The 20,945-nt window shown below is 65.7% G+C and carries 15 protein-coding genes; 3 read left to right on the forward strand and 12 right to left on the reverse strand.

The window, feature by feature from the left end; translation table 11 throughout:
• The 12 genes from QM612_RS00815 to QM612_RS00870 all read right to left on the reverse strand — a co-directional run.
• Positions 1–3,099: beta strand repeat-containing protein (locus QM612_RS00815; RefSeq protein WP_415251998.1), on the reverse strand; the 3,099-nt coding region annotated here is incomplete at its 3' end.
• An 11-nt stretch (positions 3,100–3,110) separates the two neighbouring features.
• Entirely contained in the window at positions 3,111–4,778 is a 1,668-nt protein-coding gene (locus tag QM612_RS00820) for a ShlB/FhaC/HecB family hemolysin secretion/activation protein (RefSeq protein ID WP_415251999.1), read from the reverse strand.
• 44 nt (positions 4,779–4,822) lie between these two features.
• Entirely contained in the window at positions 4,823–6,916 is a 2,094-nt protein-coding gene (locus QM612_RS00825; protein WP_415252000.1) for a CHAT domain-containing protein, read from the reverse strand.
• A gap of 319 nt (positions 6,917–7,235) precedes the next feature.
• On the reverse strand, positions 7,236–8,492 hold the full coding sequence (locus tag QM612_RS00830) for a glutamate-5-semialdehyde dehydrogenase (RefSeq protein ID WP_415252001.1): 1,257 nt from the start codon (positions 8,490–8,492) through the stop codon (positions 7,236–7,238).
• Positions 8,489–9,610 carry a glutamate 5-kinase gene (proB, locus tag QM612_RS00835; RefSeq protein WP_415252002.1) on the reverse strand — a complete coding sequence of 374 codons (1,122 nt, stop codon included), beginning with the start codon at positions 9,608–9,610 and terminating at the stop codon, positions 8,489–8,491. Before proB ends, QM612_RS00830 begins: the two co-directional genes overlap by 4 nt.
• A 3-nt stretch (positions 9,611–9,613) precedes the next feature.
• Entirely contained in the window at positions 9,614–10,909 is a 1,296-nt protein-coding gene (gene argH, locus QM612_RS00840) for an argininosuccinate lyase (protein WP_415252003.1), read from the reverse strand.
• Between the two features lie 141 nt (positions 10,910–11,050).
• A complete protein-coding gene (gene argC, locus QM612_RS00845; RefSeq protein ID WP_415252004.1) occupies positions 11,051–12,004 on the reverse strand; it encodes an N-acetyl-gamma-glutamyl-phosphate reductase in 954 nt (317 codons plus the stop codon).
• An 89-nt stretch (positions 12,005–12,093) separates the two neighbouring features.
• A complete protein-coding gene (locus QM612_RS00850; protein ID WP_415252017.1) occupies positions 12,094–13,428 on the reverse strand; it encodes an acetylglutamate kinase in 1,335 nt (444 codons plus the stop codon).
• A gap of 5 nt (positions 13,429–13,433) precedes the next feature.
• A complete protein-coding gene (locus tag QM612_RS00855) occupies positions 13,434–14,528 on the reverse strand; it encodes an acetylornithine deacetylase (protein WP_415252005.1) in 1,095 nt (364 codons plus the stop codon).
• A gap of 133 nt (positions 14,529–14,661) precedes the next feature.
• Entirely contained in the window at positions 14,662–15,870 is a 1,209-nt protein-coding gene (locus QM612_RS00860; RefSeq protein ID WP_415252006.1) for an argininosuccinate synthase, read from the reverse strand.
• A gap of 20 nt (positions 15,871–15,890) precedes the next feature.
• The gene (locus tag QM612_RS00865; RefSeq protein ID WP_415252007.1) at positions 15,891–16,895 is read right to left on the reverse strand and encodes an N-acetylornithine carbamoyltransferase; all 1,005 of its coding nucleotides are present in this window, start codon (positions 16,893–16,895) and stop codon (positions 15,891–15,893) included.
• A 271-nt stretch (positions 16,896–17,166) separates the two neighbouring features.
• Entirely contained in the window at positions 17,167–17,628 is a 462-nt protein-coding gene (locus QM612_RS00870; RefSeq protein WP_415252008.1) for a hypothetical protein, read from the reverse strand.
• 96 nt (positions 17,629–17,724) lie between these two features.
• Here QM612_RS00870 and cysS point away from each other — a divergent pair, with 96 nt between their 5' ends.
• From cysS to QM612_RS00885, 3 genes are all read left to right on the forward strand, one after another.
• Positions 17,725–19,116 carry a cysteine--tRNA ligase gene (cysS, locus tag QM612_RS00875; protein WP_415252018.1) on the forward strand — a complete coding sequence of 464 codons (1,392 nt, stop codon included), beginning with the start codon at positions 17,725–17,727 and terminating at the stop codon, positions 19,114–19,116.
• A gap of 132 nt (positions 19,117–19,248) precedes the next feature.
• A complete protein-coding gene (locus QM612_RS00880; protein WP_415252009.1) occupies positions 19,249–19,689 on the forward strand; it encodes a SufE family protein in 441 nt (146 codons plus the stop codon).
• Positions 19,686–20,915 (forward strand): MFS transporter, encoded by a 1,230-nt coding sequence (locus tag QM612_RS00885; protein WP_415252010.1) that lies wholly within the window; start codon positions 19,686–19,688, stop codon positions 20,913–20,915. The genes QM612_RS00880 and QM612_RS00885 overlap by 4 nt, the downstream gene beginning before the upstream one ends.
• Positions 20,916–20,945 lie beyond the last annotated feature (30 nt).

The raw sequence follows: 20,945 nt of genomic DNA on the forward strand, positions 1-20,945 counted from the left end.
GGACAGCACCAGCGTGCCGCCGCTGCCGACATCCAGCCCGGCCTGCAGGTCGATGCCGGCCGAGCCGCCATCATTCTGCAAGGTCATGTTGCCGTTGCGGCTGGTGGCCGCAAGCACGCGGATCGCGCCGGCATGCTGGACACTGCCGATCACCAGTTGCGGCGTTTCGATCAGTGCCAGTTCCGCGCCATCCAGCGCAAAGCCCTCGCTGCCACCCAGCAGGATTTCATCGCCGGTGCGGTCATACGCATTGCCGGCAGCATCCACGCCGCCCGGGCGCAGGTTCACGCCAAGATCGCTGCGGATCGCGCCTGCAATCCGCAGCGCATCGCTGTTGCCATCATTCCCAGCGCGCAACACCACAAGACTGTTGCCGGCATCCACTTGCGTGCTGGCGGCAAGCTCCACGCCCGCGCCGCTACCGCCTTCGCCGCTCAATTCAATGCCGCCATTGGTGGTGGTGGCCGTGGAGCCTGCCGTGAAGCGCACGCCAGTTCCACCTTGCGAACCGCCATTGACCGTGATGTGGCCCTCGCCTGAACTCAGGTCGAAGTTGCGCAGCAACACGCCAACCGCGTCCGCACCGGTTGCGGTACCGACAATGGTGAGCAAGCCGCTGCCGCTGTCGGCCTCGCCCAGGCTATAGCCACCTCCATCCAGATAAACGCCTCCGGTTGCACCAATGCCGGCAATGTTGACTGCACCGCCGCCACTGTTTGTGTAGCTGGCATATGAAACCAAGCCTTGCGCGCTGGCGCTTTCGCCGTGCATGTCGATCCGGCCACCGCCACTCAGCAATCCCATGCCGCTGATGTTCACGCCATCCTCGGTGCCACCGACGCCCTCGATGAAAATGTTGCCGCCAGCGCTGTCCATTTGGCTGTATGGCCCGAAGAGGTTCACGCCGTATCCACCGCCACGCCCGATGATGCGGATGCCGCCGCCCTGCGTGTTGATGGAAAAGCCGTCGTAATAATCGGTGTCGTAACGGATGCCATCACCGCTGCCATTGGCCGTGCCGGTCATCGAGAAATCACCGCCATCGGTATTGAACTGGGTGCGAACGGCGACGATGCCGTCCGCAGTATCGCCGCCCGTGCCCACGAGCTCGATGTTGCCGGTACCGGTATCGATGCTGGACTGGTTCAGCACCACGCCCGCCTGCTCACCGCCTTCCATCGTCCAGGGGTTTGCGGCATCACCTTCGATCCGCAGATTCCCGCCATTGGTGGTGATATCGACCCCATCCAGATTGACGCCGGCGATGAAGGCATCCGTGTTGGTGTGGTACTGCCCGCTCATCAGGATGTTGCCGCCGTTGCTGGCGAGCGTGGCATTGCTGAAGTTGACGCCCCCATTCGTATCGTCCGAGAGGTTGGCGTTGAACGCCATGTCCAGCGAGCCTTCGGTGCTTTCGATGCGGAAACTGCCGCCGCCGATTGCACCTTGCGCATTGACGATCAAGGACAACGGGCGGGTATTGCTTGCCAGGATTTGGGCATCGTCGAAATAGACGCTGCTTGCCGACTCGATCACCACATTGGTGCCGTTGGCGAAGGCGGTATTGATTTCCTGATCCTGCACATTGGTGCCCAGCACGGGATCTTCTTCCACAGTCCCCGTGTCAACCCCGTTGACCACGGTCAGGGAGGGTGCCGACAGCGTCCAGGTGCCCGCCGCCGTGCCGCCACCGGCAGAAACTTGCAGCCCGCGGATATCGAAAGCGCCATCGGTTCCGGTGAAGATGCTGCCGCCGGCGGCACCGCCATAGGCGGACAGGTTCCCGAATGCCGCCAGGCTGCTTCCGGCATCCATGCGGATGCTGCCGCCATTGCCAATGCCGCCATCGGCATAGATCGACGTGCCTTCGCCGATGAGCAGCGTATCCGCGGCGTTGAACGTCACCGTGCCGCCATTGCGGGCACCGGAAGCGTCAACGTCACTGTTCGCGCTGGATTGCCTCCACAAGCCGATGTTCTCGGCTTCCACCAGCACGGTGCCGCCGTCGCCATCTGCACCCCCACTGACATCGACGACGCTTGGGTCGTCACCGATGCCAATCAGCACGACGCTGCCATCTTGCGCCGTCAATTCGACGCGCCCCGCGCGCGACCCGATGCTGCGGGCGCGCAACGTGCCGGAATTGGCGATGCCGCCAACGCTGCCGCCCAACAGGCCACCGACCGTCGCATTCATGCGCATCAATATCTGCCCGCCATCCGCCTGGATGTCTCCCGAATTGACAAGGGTGCCCGGCGGAGACATACAGCCAAATTCATCACAGGGCAGAGTGGACGTATTGTTCAGGCCTGCACCACTGACCGTGATCTGGGTCAGGCCATCACCGTAAAAGTCCAGGGTGACGTTCTGCCCGGAACCGAATACCACGCTGCCCATGTCGGCCGTGATGTTGCCGACATTCCTCACCGTGGAAGCGATCAGACCCACCGTGCCGCCGTTGGCTGCGGTGATCTGGCCAACTTGTTCGATATCGGCGGCAGAAGTGCTGGACGTGGCAAATCGGTACTGCCCCGAAGTCAGGCCTGCCACGAAATCCGCATTCGACATGTCCAGCGTGGACGCAACAATGCTCCCGACGTTGACCTGCGCCCCTTGGGAAAAGGTGATGCCCGCCGGGTTGATAAGGAAGACGCTGCCATTCGAGGAAAGCAGGCCTTCGATGTTCGATCTCGTCGCCGCGCAACCACCCGTGGTGGTACATCCACCCACGCCCATCGGCAACCCCACCACGCGGTTCAGGACGACGCCACCCGCGACCGTCATGTCGAAACGCACTGTGTAGCCGGAATAGATGTTGAACGAACCCCAGTCGATGATCGCACCGCGCGTGGTCTGGGTGATCGTCATCGTGGCGCTATCGTTGTCCATGCCAGGGCGGATCACGCCGCCACTGCTGTAGTTGGAACTTGCCTCGCCGTAAACGACCTGGCCATACCGCGGCAGGCATGTATTGCAGCCTGGGTCCTGCGCCATCACGACTGGCGCAACCGGCAATGCCATCACGCCCGTCAATGCCAGCACCAGCCGGCGGCGGCGCAGAGTGCGAACCTGCTTGCGGGTTGTGTTCTTGATGCCCATCGCCATGCTCCTCAGAATGCTTTCTGGATCGACCAGTACACGCGCGGATTGCGGTCGCCGCCGTCGGCCAGCCCCGGCCCGGTGCCGCGCCATGCCACGCTCAGGTTGATGCTGACCTTGCCGGGCTTGCTCCAGTTCAGGCCCACGCCATGCCCGCGCAGGCTGCGCGAGAGGTCGCCATCGAACGGCCTTGGGTCATGGAACTGGTCGCCGCGTGCGGCATCGAGAAATGCGAAAAGGGTCAGCTCCGGACGCGGCGCGTAGCGCAGTTCCACCGTGCCCAGCCAGCCGTCGTCCACCAGCACTTCGCCGGTGGCATAGGCACGCACCGCCTTCGGCCCACCCAGCGAGAGTTTTTCGTAGGTGTCGAGGTTGCCGTTCGCACGCTGCATGCCGGCGGACACGAACAGGCTGACCTGCGGTGCGAGATATTGCAGGCGGGCACCTTGCAGGGTGAGTTTGGCGAAGTTGCCCTCGGTGCCGTATCCAAACGGCGGGCGGTCGAATGCTTCGCCCATCGCGTCGCGCAGATCCACCCGGCCCCGATAGAACTGGCCGTTGAGGCTGCTGTAGCCGCCGCCCCACAGGCGATCGCGCTTCTCGAACGAGAAGCCGATGCCCACGCCTTCGATCCGCTTGCGCGTTTCGAAGCCCACTGCCTCGAAGCGGTCGGTCAGCGACTTGCGATCCACCACGCCGCGCAGGAACAGGTTGCTGCTGCGCTGGCGGATCAGCGGGTAGCTGAAGGACAGGTCGGCCACGTTGCCCACGCCGGTGGGTTCCAGCGGTGCGAACGGGCCACCGAGTTCGTATTGCACGCGCGCCACACCGCCGCCGATGCGCAGGCCGGTGTAGCCCACCGGTGTTTCGTAGGACAGCCGCCCGAAGGCGGTATGCATGCCCTGCGCGGCCATGATCCGTACGTCCAGATTGTCGCCGCGCCCGGTCGGGCTGGCCCAGCGCATGCTGCCGGTCAGCCGGTGACGGCCGGAATCACGGGTGCCGAAGTTGTCCAGCTCCAGCGCGAAGCGCAGGCGGTCACGCTCGCCGACCTGCACGGTGAGATCGGTGACGCCCGCCGCGCCGCCCGCCGAAATCGCCGACTGCGGCCGGATGCCCGGCAGGTCGGACAGCAGCAGCATCGCGCGTTCGTAATCGCGCCCGTTGAGTGGCTTGCCCGGTTCCAGAATCGACAGCGTCTTCGCCACGCGCTGCTCGCTGACCGGCGCGCCTTCTGCGATCTGGATGCTGACGTTGCCGAGCATGCCTTCGCTGACCTGCAGCTTCACGCGACCATCCACCACTTCCTGCACCGGTACGAACACCTGCACCAGCGCATAGCCGTGGCGCTGATAGACCTCGGTGGCACGCGCAGCCAATTGCTCCAGATCGGGGAAGGTCACGTTCTGGCCGATCTTGCTGGCCACCGCCGCCTGCAATTCACTCTCCGGCACGCCGGTCACGCCCACGAACTCGACGGCTTGCAACACGAAGCTGGCCTGCCCCGCCATCTGCGGCTCCGGCAAGGCCTGTGCCTGTTGCGGTGCGCCCTGTGCTGGCAGTGCCTCCTGTGGATCGGCAGGCGTGGCGTTAATCGCTTCGTCCGCCCATGCGCAAGGCATGCAGGCCAGCAGCGATGCCGCCAGCAGTTTCATCGGTAGCGGCCCGCGCTGCTTCATCCGCATATCCATCATCGTTGCCCCGTGCTTGTTCGCCATGGCGTTCACTTGCCCACCTGCAAGCGCCAGTTGCCGATCAGGTTGAACGGCGCCCAGAAGAACGGATGCGCCGTCTCCGGATCGGCCATGACGGCGCGCTGCGCATCACGCATCGCGTCCTGCACGGTCGCGCCCTTGGCAAGGTCGTCGTACAGCGTGGTCATCAGCTTTTCGGTCGCTGCATCCGACACCGGCCACAGCGACACCAGCAGGGTCGATGTGCCGGCGGACAGGAACGAGCGCGGGAAGCCCAGCACTTCGTCGCCGTTTTCCACCCGCCCAAGGCCGGATTCGCAGGCCGACAGCGCGATCAGCGCGGTGCCTTGCAGGTTCATGTCCATCACGTCGCGCGCTTCCAGATAATTGGGCTGGCCGTTCACGTCGGCCAGCAGCACCTTGGAATGCAGCGGATCGAGGGTATCGGCCATTGCGTGCGCTGCCACGTGCAGCAGCCGTGCGCCGGGCGCGCTGGCCGCGAAATTGCTCTTGCTGGCATCTTCCTTGAAGAACAGCTTGGCACCGGGGAACTGCCTGGACAGCGCATGCACCTCGCGCTCCGCACCCGGCAGCGGATCGGCCACGTTGGGGTCGATGCTCGGGTTGCCGAAGGCCACCAGTTGCGGCGCAACGCGCGGCGTGCGCTCGGCCAGGCGCGCGGCGATGCTGATCGAAGGTGCGATGGAAAGCGGGTTTCGCTCGATCAGGTATTGGCCGTCCACCCGCAGCGCCTGGAACGGCAGGTAATGCAGCGGCCCGTGCGGCACCAGCACGATGCGCTTGCCCGCCGGCACGTCCAGTGGTGCCAGCAGCAACTGGCCGATCTTGTCGCCCACGGCGGACGCATTCGGATTGAGCTTGATAAGCGCGTCGCGATAGGCATCGACCAGCCGCGCCAGATCATTGCGCGACAGCGTCACCGGGAACTTCACCTCACGCACGCCTGCGTTCGTCAGCACCCACGCCATCAGCCGATCCGGCAGTACGTGGTACGCCACCACCACTTCGTCGGCGCGCAGCAGCTTCTGCAATGTGGCCGCATCCAGCGCCGCCGCCTCGCCTTCTTTCAGCTTGGCGCGCCCGGCCACGGCATCCAGCAATGCGCGTGCGCGGCTGCGTTCGCTGATATCGAAGGCACGGTCGGCCTGCCCCAGCTTGCTGTGCATGCCGATGGCGCGCTCGAACACGTTCTGCAGGTCGGAGAACAGGCCCATCTTGAATTCGTCGCTGCGGAACTTCGAACGCGCCTGTTCGAATACCGCCAGCGCCTGATCCAGCGTCTGCACGGCCTGCGCCTCGTTGCCCAACGCAGCCTGACTCTTGGACATGCCGTCCAGCGCCCACGCGCGATAGAACCCTTCGTCGCCAGAAACCTGCGTGTTGGCAAGCTGCTCGTACAAGGCCAGCGCTTCCTCCGGCTTGTTCTCGGCCAGCAGCAGACGTCCACGGGTGCGCTGCAGCTGCGCCTTCTGGGTGTCATCGGCGGGTGGCGGCAGTGCATCCAGCGTGCTGCGCGCGCGCGCAAGATCGCCGGACAGGATCAAGGTGTTCGCAAGCGACGCATCCACCAGCGGGCGGAAGCGGTCGGAGCTTTGCTCGCGGGCCTGGTCATAGCTGGCGATGGCTTCGTCATAGCGCTGCTGGCGCGTGCGCACATCACCAATGATTTTCAGCGCAGGCCCATTCACCTGCTGCGGGTTCTGGCCGGGGTACTTCAGCGCAAGATTGGCGAACTGCTCGGCGCGTTCCAGCCGCCCCGCATAGCTGAAAGCGATGGCGAGGTCGCGATAGGCCTTGCCCAGCAAGTCGGTATTGCCGGTCTGCAAGGCGATGTGCAGCGCCTTGCTGGCGGCGCGCGCGCTCTCGCGGAACTCGCCCTGCTCGGCCAGCTCCACCGCCTGGCTGCAATATTCGTAGCCGCCCAGCTTGACCGTCTCGCGCTCGTACAGGGCTGCGCCTTCGGCAGCCATCGACAGCGCGGTGTCGGCATCGTCCATCCTGCCCAGCGCGTCCAATGCCTGACGCGCTTCACTGGCGGCATCGTCCGACATCTTGGTGGCATCGGCAGGCGCAGGCTGTGCCTGCGCGGGAGGATCCTGCATGACAGGTGCCGGCGCAGGGCCGGCTTCGGGCGCGCACCCGGCGCGGACTGGGCTGCTGGCCAGCGAAACCCCAAGCAGCAAGGCTGCAAGGCTGGCGGCGGATAACGCGGCACGAGGCATTGCGAGGCTCCCGACGTGACGGAACGCAGGCGGGGCCTGCGCGACATTCGGAAGTCTAGGAAGCCTCCAACACCCGGCCTATTCGCGGGAAGGCATAGTGCGAATTGCTTATGAAAGCCTGTCCGGTCTGGCCAGGCTTTTTCGTGTGTACCGTTCAACAGGCGAATTCAGACAGGGGAAACCTGCGTCAAAGCGGGCATCAGACCGGATGCCTCACCTGCCCCTGCCCGCGCACCACGAAGCGCTCGATGGTCAGCGCCTCCACGCCCATCGGCCCATAGGCATGCAGGCGGGTGGTGGAGATGCCGATTTCCGCGCCCAGCCCCAGTTGCCCGCCGTCGTTGAAGCGCGAGGAGGCGTTGACCATCACCGCCGAACTGCGGGTGCCGCTCACGAAGGCTTCGGCAGCGGCGGGATCGTTGGTGACGATGACTTCGGTATGGTCGGAGCCATGGCGGGCGATATGGGCCAGCGCCGCCGGCAGGTTATCGACCACCTTCACCGCGATGATGAGGTCGAGGAATTCGGCGGCGTAGTCGTCATCAGACGCCAGTGCGATGGACGGATCGAAGGCGCGGGTTTCTTCATCGCCACGCACTTCCACGCCACGCGCCTTCAATGCGTCCAGCGCACGCGGCAGGAAGGCGGGCGCAATATCGCGATGCACCAGCAGGGTCTCCAGCGCATTGCACACGCCCGGGCGCGAGGCCTTGCCATCGATCAGCAGCGCGAGTGCCTTGTCGATGTCGGCCGCGCGATCCACGTACAGATGGCAGACGCCCTTGTAGTGCTTGATGACCGGCACGCGGGCGTGTTCGGCGACGAAGCGGATCAGGCTTTCGCCGCCGCGCGGGATGGCGAGGTCAATCAGGTCGGTGAGTTGCAGCAGTTCCAGCACATGTTCACGGGCAGTGTCGGCAACCAGTGACACCGCTGCCTGTGGCAAGCCGGCCTCGCGCAGCGCCGCGTGCAGGCAGGCGGCGATGGCGGCATTGCTGGCTGCGGCCTCGGAACCACCGCGCAGCAGCACTGCATTGCCGGCCTTCAGGCACAGCGCGGCGGCTTCGGCGGTCACGTTCGGACGCGCCTCGAAGATCATCGCCACCAGCCCCAGCGGGATGCGCTGGCGCTCAACGAGGATGCCATTCGGGCGGGTTTCGCTGCGGGTCACTTCGCCCAGCGGATCGGCTTGCGCGGCAACTTCGCGCAGGGCATCGGCCATGCCACGTACGCGCGCGGCATCCAGCAGCAGGCGATCCAGCGTGGCCTTGCTCGCGCCGTTCGCAGCGGCCTTCGCCATGTCCTGCGCATTGGCTTCGATGATCGCGCCCTGCCCGGCCAGCAACTGATCGGCCATGGCGTCCAGCAACGCGCGCCGCGTTGCAGCGTCCGAAGCTGCAATCGCCGCCTGCGCCGCACGCGCTGCCTGTGCCAGTTCGCGCACGTAACCCGTCATGTCATCGATTCCTGTTGAAGCAACACAAGATCATCGCGATGGATCATCGCTTCGTCATAGCGGAAGCCGAGCACGGCTTCGATGTCGCGGCTGTGACGCCCGGCGATGCGTGCGCTTTCCACCGCGTTGTACTGCGCCTGCCCGCGCGCCAGCGAGGTGCCGGCCGCATCGTGTACGTCGATCACGTCGCCACGCCTGAAATCGCCCTGCACGCCGCGCACGCCGCCCGGCAGCAGCGATGCGCCACGCAACAGCGCCGCCTTCGCGCCATCGTCGATCTGCAGCACGCCCGCAACCGGCGCATGCCGCAGCCACTGCTTGCGCGCGCTGATGCGGCTGCCGTGTGCGGCAATGAAACTGCCGTGCAGCGTGCCCTGCCCCAGCGCCTGCACGGTTGCCGCATCGCGCCCGCAGAACAGCGCGGTGGCGATGCCGGCAGCCGACGCCTTGGACGCCGCCTCCAGCTTGGTGCGCATGCCGCCGGTGCCGAGCGCGCCGGCCTCACCCGCCATTGCCAAGATCGCGGGCGTCACCGCGTCGATGCGCTGAACCGGGCGCGCATCGGGATCGCGCGCGGGATGGCCGCTGTACAGGCCGGCGATGTCGGTGGCGATCAGCAGCAGATCGGCTTCGGCCAATGACGCCACTGCCGCCGCAAGATTGTCGTTGTCGCCCAGCTTGAGTTCATCGACGGCGACGGTGTCGTTCTCGTTGACCACCGGCAGCGCGCCGAGGCGCAGCAGTTCCTGCAATGCCGTGCGCGCGTTGAGGTAGCGGCGGCGGTTGCGCAGGTCGTCATGTGTCAGCAGCACCTGTGCCACCGGCATCTCGAACAGCGCCTGCCAGAAGCCCATCAGCGAAGCCTGCCCCAGCGCGGCCAGCGCCTGCCGCTGGACGATGCCATTGCCAGCGGCCCCGATGCGCCCGCGCCCGGCAGCGACCGCACCGGAAGACACCAGCACCATCTCACGGCCCTGCGCGCGTGATGCCGTGATGAACGCAGCAAGGCTGCGCGCATGTTCGGCATCCAGCCCGCCATTGCCGGCCAAAAGGCTGCTGCCGACTTTCAGGACGGCGCGCTTCCAGTTGGGCAGGGGCTGTGGCGCGAAGGTGTGCATGGTTCAGCCCAGCGCGTCCCAGCGCGCGCGCAGTGCATCCAGCCGAAGATCGGCAGCCGCACCGGGCGAGGTGCGCGCGGCCAGCGAGCCTTCCGGCGTGCGGCCCTGCCCCGCGCTGTCGGCGGATGCGGCGGCAGCCTTGTAGGCCTCGCGGAACGGCACGCCGGCAATCGCGGCTTCCACCGCAACGTCGGTGGCGTACATGCCCGAATCGATGGCCGCGCGCAGCTTGTCCTCGCGCCATTCAAGATTTGCCAGCAGCGCCGGCAGCAGTTCCAGCGCGGCAAGGCCGCGACCGAAGCCGTGGAAGATCGCGCCCTTCGATGCCTGCAGGTCACGGTGGTAGCCCGAGGGCAGCGACAGCAGTTGTTCGATCTCGGTGCGCGCAGCGGCCACGCTGGCGTGGGTGGCGCGCATCAGTTCGATCACGTCGGGGTTGCGCTTGTTCGGCATGATCGAACTGCCAGTGGTGTACTGCGCCGGCAGCGCGACGAAACCGAACTCGGCGCTGGTGAACAGCGACAAGTCCCATGCGATGCGGCGCAGGTCCAGCGTTGCGCTGCCGAGGGCTTCCAGCGCTGCCAGCTCGAACTTGCCGCGCGAAAGCTGCGCATAGATCGGCGAGACCTGCATGCGCGCAAAGCCCAGCGCCTGCGTGGTGTGTTCACGATCAAGTTGCAGGTTCACGCCATAGCCAGCGGCGGTGCCGAGCGGATTGGCATCGACCAGTTGCAGCGTGTCGGCGGCGCGGGTCGCATCATCGATGAAGGCTTCCGCCCAGCCGGCCCACCACATGCCCGCCGATGAAACGACGGCGCGCTGGATATGGGTATAGCCGGGAACAGGCAAATCCTTTTCCGCCTGCGCGCGGTCCAGCGCGACCTTCGCGATTTCGCGCGAGAGTGTGGCAACACGCGCCAGTTTTTCCTTCAGCCACAGTCGCGTGGCGACAAGAATCTGGTCGTTGCGGCTGCGCCCGGTGTGGATTTTCCTGCCGGCATCGCCTAACCGCTGCGTCAGGCGTGCTTCGATGGCGGAGTGGCCGTCCTCGAAGCGTTCGTCGAGGATGAAGGCACCGCTGCGAAAATCATCGGCCAATATCGCCAGCTCGCGCTTCAGGCCATCCAGTTCATCGGCGGTGAGGATGCCGATGCTCTGCAAACCTTCCGCATGCGCGCGGCTTGCGGCGATGTCGTGCAGGAAGAACTCGCGATCCAGCAGCACGTCATCGCCTGCCAGAAACGCCTGAATCTGCGCATCAACGGCAACGCCGGGTTTTTGCCACAGCAAGTCAGACATCCAACGCCTCCAATATTTGATTTTCCTTCTCCCTCCGGGAGAAGGTGCCCGAAGGGCGGATGAGGGTTCGGCGAAGCCGGCGACATCGCACGTACCGAACCCTCACCCCAACCCCTCTCCCGGCGGGAGAGGGGCTCGAAACTACAACGGAATACCGGCGAACTCGTCCAAACCAAACGCCATGTCGAGATTCTGCATGGCCTGCGTGGCCGCGCCCTTGAGCAGATTGTCCTCGGTGGCGACCACCACCAGCCGCTTGCCATCGCCGCTCAGGCTGAAACCGCCGATCTCGACGTGATGCCTGCCGGCGATGCGGCTGACCCACGGCGCGTCGTCCTGCACGCGTACCAGCGGCTCGGTCGCATACCGGCCGTGATATCGCGCCCGCACTTCCTCGATATCGAAGGCGACGGACAGGTGCAGGTTGGCGGTAATGGTCAGGCCGCGAAAATGCGGCGCGACATGCGGCATGAACTCCACCGGATGGCCGAGCTGGCGCGACACCTCGCGCTCGTGCATGTGGCCGGTCAGCGCATACGGCATCAGGTTGTCGCGCAGCAGATCGACATTGTTCTTGTCGCTGGGCGTGGTGCCGGCACCGGAATAGCCGCTCACGCCGAAGCACTGCACCGGCCCGTCCAGCACGTTCAACATCGGCGCGATGGCAAGCTGCATCGCGGTGGCATAGCAGCCGGGGTTGCTGATCCGGCGCTGGCCGGCGTAGCGCGCGCGGGTCAGTTCCGGCAGGCCGTAGTACCACGAAGGATCGAAGCGGTAATCGGCAGACAAATCGACGATGACCGGATCGGCACCTGCATCGTCGAACGCCTGCACGATGCCGCCGGCCATGCCGTTGGGCAGCGCCAGCACCACCGCATCCGCGCAAAATGCCGGCAGTTCCGCCACCGGGGGATTGCAGTAACGCAACTCGCCCACGTCGGCATCGTTGTGCTCGGACACGCGCTGCCCGTCGAGTTCACGCGAGGTCACGAACGCCAGTTCGAAGCGCGGATGCGCCGCGATCAGGCGGATCAGTTCCGCGCCGGTATGCCCGCGCGCGCCGACCAAACCGATTCGATGGATTCCATCAGCCATGCCGCTCTCCGTAGGTGCCGGGCTTGCCCGGCACGTTTTTGTCGCATGCGGATTTGTCGTATGCGGAGCAAGCTCCGCATCTACGCGCATCATGGCTCCTCCAGCGTGGCCGGGCGCTGCGCGCACAGCTGCACATAGCGCTCGATGCGCGCGAAATCGGCATCGCCATACCAGAACACCTTCCACTTCTCCTGCTTGATGCAGCCGTCGGATTCGGCGTAGTAGAAAATATTGGCAAGATTGCCGTGGCGCGAACGCCAGAACAGCGCCTTGTTCTGCTCGCGCATCACCTGCCAGACCGCGCGCCCGAGGCCTTCGCCCTGCGCCTCGTCCAGCACCGCGAACTTGTCCAGATACACACCCGCATCTTCCTGCGTCAGGATCACCGCGGCGCGGTAGTTTTCGCTGACGTAGGCGCGATGCAATTTGGTGGTGTCGAAATAATCCGGCAGCAGCTTGCGCCCGAATGCGGATTCGATCAGCGCGCGCAGGCGCGGCAGGTCGAATGCGCTCCACTCGCCGGCCTGCAGCACGCGCTCGCCGCGCCGCACCAGCGTGCCCGAACCCTTGTGGGTGAACAGTTCCTTGGCAAGCTCCGACGGTTTGGTGATCGACACCGACGACGCCAGCGGCAGGCCATCCAGCAGGTCCTTGATCTGCTCGATCTTGACCCGCATGCCGCCTTCGATCCACGGCTGCTGCATCAGGTGGTCGTATTCGGTGGACAGGTTGATCGAGTCGATCACCTTGCCGCCGGCATCCAGCAGGCCGCCGGTGCCGGTCAGGAACACGATCTTGTACGGCTGCAGCACCTGCACCAGTTCATTGGCGGCGAAATCCGCATTGACGTTGAGGATCTGCCCGCCCACGGTTTCACCCAGCGATGCGATGACCGGGATGGAACCGGCCTGCAGGCTGGCCTGGATCGGTGCCAGGTCAACGCGCTTCACTTCACCGACCAGGCCATAACGCTCGCGGTCAAGGTAATCGGCTTCGAACACGCCTGAGACGATGCTGGTCGCGCGCGCATCCGCAGCTTGCAGCGCTTCCACCAGCTTCAGGTTCTGCGCGTGGAACACGCGGCGCACGATGGCAAGTGCCTCCGGCGATGTCACCCGCAGGCCGTCGATGGTCTGCTTGATGATGCCGGCGGCGGACAGTTCCGTATCCAGCTGCGGGCCTGCGCCGTGGATGACGATGGGCGTCAGCCCCACGTCCTGCAGGAACGCAAGCGAGGACACCAGCGCATCGAGGTCATCGCGCAGCACCGCACCGCCGACCTTGACCACGGCGAAGCGCGCTGCGTCGAGCTGCGAGAAGCGCTTGAGGTACTGGTCGATCTCCTTCGCACTGCCCATGCTGGACAGCAGGCGCACGATGGTCTGCCGGGTTTGCGGGTCGTGGATGGCCTGCGGGTTCAGCATGGGGCTCACGATGTTTGATTTCCAAGGATTCGGGTGATGGATTCGGCGTAGCGCTGGAGTTGCTCCAGCATCACGAACTCGTCGGCGGTATGCGCCTGTGCGATGTCGCCCGGCCCATAGACGAATGCCGTCAAGCCGGCCTGCGAGAACAGCGAGGCTTCGGTCCAGAAATCGACGGCATTGCCGATCGGCAGATGCAGTTCGTCGGCGATGTCGCGCGCGGCAAGCCGGCGTTCTTCCGCCGTGGCGGTGTCACCGGCAGGCAGCGACGGGCCACGGAAGGTTTCCTCGTAGGCTTCGAGCGCATCCGGCGCGGCAAACCCCTTGAAGGCGGCATGCAGCTGATTGACATCATGCGATGGCAGCGGACGGAAACCGAAACGCACCTCGGCTTCCGGCGCGATCACATTGGCCTTGATGCCGCCTTCGATGCGACCGATGTTGAAGCGCAGGCCGGTCAGTCCGCCGAAGCGGCGATGCGACTCCATGCCGATGAACTCCAGCGCGCGGCCACCCCAGCGCACCGCGTGGTGCAGCGCACTGGCATCGACCGCACCTTCGCCCGAGGCATGCCCGGCCTTGCCGCGAAACTGCATGCGCACCGCGCTGATGCCGCGATGCGCCAGCACTGCCTCGCAGTTGGTCGGCTCCGCCACGATCACATCGCGGAAGCCGTGGTCGCGGGCAAGGAAGGCGTCGATGCAGCGCGGGTCGTTGGCTTCCTCGTCCGAAGTGAACAGGAAAGCCGCGTCGCCGGCCGTCACGTTGGCCGCTGCGATCAAGCCTGCCGCCGCGCCCTTGATGTCGCAGGCACCCAGGCCGATGGCGCGGTCGTCCGTCACCCGCAGCACGTGCGGATCGGCGCTCCAGTGCGGCGAGGACGGCACGGTGTCCAGATGCACGTTGAACAGCCGCGTCGGACCGCCGCGCACGGCATGCAGCGACACCGCGCCGGCACCGTGGTCGGTGACCTCGACGTGGAAGCCCGGCAGTTGCGCACGGATGTAGTCGAAGATGCCGCCGGTGGTGATCGCACGCGGCGGGTTGCGGGTGTCGAAGGACACCAGTTTTTCGAGGTGGTGGAGAACGTCTGTGAGCATGGTCGGCTTTCAAGCCCCTCTCCCGACGGGAGAGGGGTTGGGGTGAGGGTTCGTGCGAAGCGAGTGGATGGGGCCAGCCCGAACCCTCATCCGGCGCTTCGCGCCACCTTCTCCCGAAGGGAGAAGGAAAACATCATGACCGATTGACCTCGGCCCACAACGTGCTGCTCATCCCGAACAGCTTGATGAAGCCCTCGGCTTCCTCCACGCCCCAGTCCGCGCTCTGCGCATAGGTCGCGCCCTTGCTGTTGAGGATATGCGGCGAACGGATCGCCACCGCATCCACGCGCCCGCCATTGGTGCGCAGCACCACCTCGCCATTGACGGTGCGCTGCGACGCGGCGAGGAAGGCTTCCAGATCGGCCTTCAGCGGGTCGTGGTAGAAGCCTTCATAGACCAGTTCTACCCACTTGCGCGCGACCTCCGGCTTGAAGCGGTTCTGCTGCTTGGACAGCACCGCTTCTTCCAGCGCACGATGCGCGACCAGCAGCGCGGTCAGGCCCGGCGCTTCATAGACGATCCGTCCCTTCAGGCCGATGGTGGTGTCGCCGGTGTACATGCCGCGCCCCACGCCGTACTGCGCGAACATGGTATTGAGCTTGGCGAGGATCTTCTCGCCCGGCAGTGCAACGCCGTCCAGTTCCACCGCCTCGCCTTCGACGAAGCGCAGGGTCACTTCCAGCGCTTCCGCCGGCCACTGCTCGCGGCGCGCGCACCAGCCGCGCGCACCTTCGCCCGGTGCTTCCCACGCATCGATCTCGCCGCCGGACATGGTCACGCCCAGCAGGTTTTCATTGATGGTGTAGGCCTTCTGCTTGGCGCGCACGCCAAAGCCGCGTTCTTCCAGATAGGCCTGCTCGTAGGCGCGGGTCTGGGTGTGTGTTTTCTGGATTTCGCGGATCGGCGCGACGATGCGGTAGTCGCCGCTGGCCTTGACCGCAAGGTCAAAGCGCACCTGGTCGTTGCCCATGCCGGTGCAGCCGTGCGCAATCGCATTGGTGCCCAGGTCCTTCGCACGCGCCAGCGCGGCATCGACGATCAGGTAGCGGTCACTGACCAGCAGCGGATACTGGCCCTGGTAACCCTCGCCCGCCCACACGAAGGGCTTGACGAAGCCGCCCCAGATCGCCGGCCCACCATCGACGGTGACGTGGCTGGCAACGCCAAGTTCAGCGGCGCGCTGCTCGATGAAGGCGCGCTCCTCCGCATCCACGCCGCCGGTATCGGCGAACACGGTATGCACGTTCCAACCCTGCTCCTTCAGATAGGGCACGCAGAAACTGGTGTCGAGGCCACCGGAAAAGGCAAGGACGATGTCGCGGGAGTCGTTGGAAGTGGTCATGTGGGGGATGTCGATGGAAGTCATTGGGAAACCAGCGCGGCCATGATCGCCTTCTGCACGTGCAGGCGGTTTTCGGCCTCGTCGATGGCGATGCAGCGCGGCGAATCCATCACGCTATCGGTGGCTTTCACGTTGCGGCGCAGCGGCAGGCAGTGACTGAACACGCCATTGTTGGTCAGCGCCATCTTGGCGTCATCGACCATGAAATGCTTGAACTGCTCGCGGATGGGTTTTTCCGGGCCCCAGTTGCCGAAGTACGGCAGCGCGCCCCAGCTCTTGGCATACACCACGTCGGCACCGGCGTAGGCGCTTTCGATGTCATGACTGATTGAAAACGAGCCGCCGCTCTCGGCCACGTTGGCCTGCGCCCAGCCGATGTAACGCTCGTCCAGCACGTACTGCTCGGTCGGGCACAGCAGGGTCACGTCCATGCCCATCCGCGTGGCAATCGTCAGCGCCGAGTTGGCGACGGCGGTGTTGAGCGGTTTCGGGTGATACGTCCACGTCAGCACGTACTTCTTGCCGCGCAGGTCACTGGTGCCGAAGTGTTCCTGCAGGGCCAGCGCATGCGCCAGTTCCTGACAGGGATGAGTGATGGTTTCCATGTTGATGACCGGCACCGGCGAATACTTCGCGAACGCCTTCAGCACGATGTCCTGACGGTCGTACTGCCAGTCGATGAACTTCGGGAAGGCGCGCACGCCAATCAGGTCAACGTAGCGGCCCAGCACGCGCGCGACTTCGGCGATGTGTTCCTCGGTATCGCCGTCCATCACCGTGCCGAGGTCGAACTCGATCGGCCATGCGTCCTTGCCCGGCTGCAGCACGATGGCATGGCCACCCAGCTGGAACGCACCCAGCTCGAAGCTGGTGCGGGTGCGCATCGACGGGTTGAAGAACACCAGCGCAATCGACCTGCCTTTCAGCGCATCGCCCAGCTTCTCGCGCTTGAACGCGGCCGCTTGCGTCAGCAATGCGTCAAGATCGGTGCGGCTCCAGTCCTGGGTATTCAAAAAGTGCTTCATTGGTAGCTTGGCTCGGAAGTGTGGGATTTTCGGGAGGCCGGATACGCAAAAACCCAGCCGCTGGGCTGGGTTTCGGATGTTTGGAACGTGCAACGTGGTGCGATCCGGGTTACCCAGCAGGCTGTGAGGTATCCGGTCGGCGCGCGCGCGACGTCATGCCGGAGGCCATCCGGGCGGAGTCAGCGTGGCGCGTGGCGAGATATGCGTGCATCGAAGGCGCGGATGCTGACATGTCGCGACGCAGCATGCAAGCGCCGATCCACGCGCCTGCTCAATCGTGCGGCTGCGGGGTGATGGAAATGCGGATGCGCAGGCGGTTGCCGGGGTCTTCCGCCATGCGGGTGCGGAACTTGTTGCCCCGGTAGATGTAATCCACGTCGTAGGCGATCACCCGCTGATGCCTGCGGGCCACCTGCTCGGTGCGGCAGTTGCGCAGGCCATTGGAACGCTCTTCGGCAGTCGTGTCGTCGCCGGTCAGCTTGTCCTTCACCGCACCGGCCATCCGCGACAGGGTCGAACCCTTGCCGCCCTCGCGCTCGTCGCAGACGCGCTCGGTATTGGTGGTGGTCAGCACCTGGTGGATGGGGCGCACCGTCAGCACCTGCGCGTAGTCGTAGCGCACGTTCTCCGCCGGCAACACCACCTCGCGCGGCGATTCCTGCGCATGCAGCGACCCGGCCAGCCCCAGCAGCAGGGGCAGGCACAGCAGCGGGAAGGTTGGCGACGCAGGCATGGGCGCAGTCTATCGGCGGGTATCCATGCGCGGATGAATCGCCGCTGTCGTGGCCTGCCGGGCCGCTACAATGGCGTGTCCAACGCACCCAATGCCATGAGCTCGTCTTTAAACAAACTTTCCCTCTACAACACCCTGACGCGCCGGGTCGAACCGTTCGCGCCGCTCGATCCCGCCTGCCCGACGATGTACGTCTGCGGCCCCACGGTTTACAACTACGTCCACATCGGCAACGCGCGCGGGCCGGTGGTGTTCGGCGTGCTGGCCGCCCTGCTGCGCCGCCGCTTCGGCAGCCTGCGCTATGCCCGCAACATCACCGACGTGGACGACAAGATCAACGCGGCGGCGAAAGAACTGGGCACGCCCATCTCCACCATCACCGACAAATACGCCGCCGCCTACCGCGAGGACATGGCCGCGCTGGGCGTGGATGGCGCGTTCGCACCCGACATCGAACCCGCCGCCACGGCGCACATGCCGCAGATGATCGCGATGATCCAGCGGCTGATCGAAAGCGGCCACGCCTACGCGGCCGAAGGCCATGTGCTGTTCGCGGTGGGCAGCTTCGACGGCTACGGCAAGCTCTCGCGCCGCGACACCGAGGAAATGCTGGCCGGCGCGCGCGTGGAAGTCGCCCCGTACAAGCGCGACCCCGGCGACTTCGTGCTGTGGAAGCCTTCCACCGATGATCTGCCCGGTTGGGATTCGCCCTGGGGCCGTGGCCGTCCTGGCTGGCACATCGAATGCTCGGCGATGGCCGAAGCCCACCTCGGCGCGACCATCGACATCCATGCCGGCGGCGTTGACCTGCAATTCCCGCACCACGAAAACGAAGTCGCGCAGAGCGAGTGCGCCCACAGCGGCGCGCCGTTCGCGCGCTGGTGGCTGCACAACGGCATGCTCAACCTTGGCGGTGCCAAGATGGCGAAGTCGGTGGGCAACATCCTGCGCGTACACGAGCTGGTGCAGGCGCATCCGCCGGAAGCGCTGCGCTACGCGCTGTTGAGCGCACAGTACCGGCAGCCGCTGGAATGGTCGGATGCGCTGATCGAACAGAGCGTGCGCACGCTGGATCGGCTGTACGGGACGCTGCGCGACCTAGCCGATGTGCAGGCCGTTGCCGTCATCCCCGCCAGCATCGAAGCCGCGCTGGACGATGACCTCAACACCCCGGCAGCCCTGGCCGAAATCGCCCGCATTGCAGGCGAGGCGCGCAAGGCGACCGATGCCGGCGAACGCGCGCGGCTCAAGGGCGAATTGCTAGGCGCAGGATTGGCGCTTGGCCTGCTGCAGCAAGACCCGCAGGCATGGTTTGCACGCGGGGCATCGGGTGATGACGATGCCCGCATCCAGTCGCTGGTGGACGAGCGCGCGGCGGCGAAGAAGAACCGCGACTTCGCCCGCGCCGATGCGATCCGTGACCAGCTCGCTGCCGAAGGCATCCTGCTGGAGGACACGCCGCAGGGTGTGCGCTGGAAGCGTGCGTGATTTTCCCTTCTCCCTCCGGGAGAAGGTGCCCGAAGGGCGGATGAGGGTTCGGCGAAGCCAACGACATCGCACGTACCGCACCCTCACCCCAACCCCTCTCCCGATGGGAGAGGGGCACAAACAGGAACCGCAGTGACCGACACCCCCTTCCCCCTCGAACCCACTGCCGCCGAAGCGCAGGCCGCGATTGCCGATGAGTTCGCTTTCTTCGGCGACTGGTCGGAGCGCTATCAATATCTGATCGACCTGGGCCGCAAGCTGCCGCCGTTCCCGGACGAATGGAAAACCGAGCAGCACCGCCTGCTGGGCTGCCAGTCGCTGGTGTGGATCGTGCCTTCCGGCGATGCTTCGAAGCTGGATTTCGCCGCCGCCAGTGATTCGGCCATCGTGTCCGGGCTGGTCTATCTGGCGCTGCGCGTGTATTCCGGCCGCAGCGCGCAGGAAATCCTCGCCACCGAGCCGGACTACATCACGGGTATCGGATTGGCGAAGCATCTCTCTCCCACCCGCAGCAACGGCCTGGCCTCGCTGCTGGGCTTCATTCGCGACACTGCGCAACGCGCCGCCGGATGAATCAGGCCAGCGCTTCCCCGCTGCGCAGCGTCGGCTTCCGCTGGCTGCTGCTGTATCGCATCTGCACGCTGTTCTCGTACCAGATCGTGGCGGTGGCAGTGGGCTGGCATGTCTATGAGATCACCCGTGATCCGTGGTCGCTGGGCCTGATCGGCCTTGCCGAGGTGATCCCGTTCTTCTGCGTGGCCCCGTTCGCGGGCGTCATGGTCGATCGCCTGCCCCGCCGCAAGCTGGGCGCGGTTGCATGCATGGGGCTTGCCGCCAATGCGCTGGCGCTGGTGCTGATCGCCACCGACATGCTGCCGCTGCACGGGCTGTGGACGATCTACCTTGCCATCGCCATCGGCGGCGTCGGGCGCAGTTTCCTCGGGCCGGTCTATAACGCGCTGTTCGCACGGGTGCTGGCGCGCGCGCAGTTCGCACGCGGGGCCAGCATGGGTAGCGTGGTGTTCCAGGCCGGGCTGGTGCTGGGGCCGGCGCTGGGCGGGCTGCTGGTCGGCAGCCTGGGCACGCCCTATGCCTATGGCCTTGCCGCCTGCTTCGCCATCGCCGCCGCCAGCGCGCTGCTGCTGATGCCGGTCACTGAACCGGCCCAGCAACAGCAGCACGGCCCGGTGTTCGCCAGCATCGCCGAGGGCGCGCGTTTCGTCGCCGGCAACCAGATCATGCTGGGCGCGATGGCGCTGGACATGTTCTCGGTGCTGCTGGGCGGCGCGATGTCGATGCTGCCCGCCTTCATCAAGGACATCCTGCACCACGGCCCGGAGGCGCTGGGCATGCTGCGCGCCGCGCCGGCAGTCGGCTCGATCGCGGTTGCGTTGTGGCTGACCCGGCACCCGCTGCAACGCCACGCCGGGCGCGTGCTGCTGGTCGCGGTGGCCTGCTTCGGCATCTGCACCATCGGCTTCGCGCTGTCGCGAAACATCTGGCTGTCCGCCGCGCTGCTGGTGGCCTACGGCATGTGCGATGGCGTTTCGGTGGTGATGCGTTCCACCATCATGCAACTGGTGACGCCCGACCATATGCGCGGGCGTGTCTCCTCGATCAACAGCATCTTCGTCAGCTCATCCAACGAACTCGGTGCGTTCTACGACGGCGTGATGGCGCGCCTGCTGGGACTGGTGCCGGCAGTATTGGTGGGCGGCTTCGTGACCTTGGGCGTGGTCGGCATCACCGCATGGAAAGCGCCGAAGCTGCGCCGCCTCGACCTGCGCGACTTGCATTGATGTCATGGAAAACCCCGCCGAAGCGGGGTT

The sequence above is a fragment of the Thermomonas sp. genome (assembly GCF_047606765.1).
GTDB lineage: Bacteria > Pseudomonadota > Gammaproteobacteria > Xanthomonadales > Xanthomonadaceae > Thermomonas.

Coding starts and splice junctions, on each gene's coding strand:
- QM612_RS00820 (WP_415251999.1), bottom strand. CDS start 4,778: ATGAAGCAGCGCGGGCCGCTACCGATGAAACTGCTGGCGGCATCGCTG.
- QM612_RS00825 (WP_415252000.1), bottom strand. CDS start 6,916: ATGCAGGATCCTCCCGCGCAGGCACAGCCTGCGCCTGCCGATGCCACC.
- QM612_RS00830 (WP_415252001.1), bottom strand. CDS start 8,492: ATGACGGGTTACGTGCGCGAACTGGCACAGGCAGCGCGTGCGGCGCAG.
- proB (WP_415252002.1), bottom strand. CDS start 9,610: ATGCACACCTTCGCGCCACAGCCCCTGCCCAACTGGAAGCGCGCCGTC.
- argH (WP_415252003.1), bottom strand. CDS start 10,909: ATGTCTGACTTGCTGTGGCAAAAACCCGGCGTTGCCGTTGATGCGCAG.
- argC (WP_415252004.1), bottom strand. CDS start 12,004: ATGGCTGATGGAATCCATCGAATCGGTTTGGTCGGCGCGCGCGGGCAT.
- QM612_RS00850 (WP_415252017.1), bottom strand. CDS start 13,428: ATGCTGAACCCGCAGGCCATCCACGACCCGCAAACCCGGCAGACCATC.
- QM612_RS00855 (WP_415252005.1), bottom strand. CDS start 14,528: ATGCTCACAGACGTTCTCCACCACCTCGAAAAACTGGTGTCCTTCGAC.
- QM612_RS00860 (WP_415252006.1), bottom strand. CDS start 15,870: ATGACCACTTCCAACGACTCCCGCGACATCGTCCTTGCCTTTTCCGGT.
- QM612_RS00865 (WP_415252007.1), bottom strand. CDS start 16,895: ATGAAGCACTTTTTGAATACCCAGGACTGGAGCCGCACCGATCTTGAC.
- QM612_RS00870 (WP_415252008.1), bottom strand. CDS start 17,628: ATGCCTGCGTCGCCAACCTTCCCGCTGCTGTGCCTGCCCCTGCTGCTG.
- cysS (WP_415252018.1), top strand. CDS start 17,725: ATGAGCTCGTCTTTAAACAAACTTTCCCTCTACAACACCCTGACGCGC.
- QM612_RS00885 (WP_415252010.1), top strand. CDS start 19,686: ATGAATCAGGCCAGCGCTTCCCCGCTGCGCAGCGTCGGCTTCCGCTGG.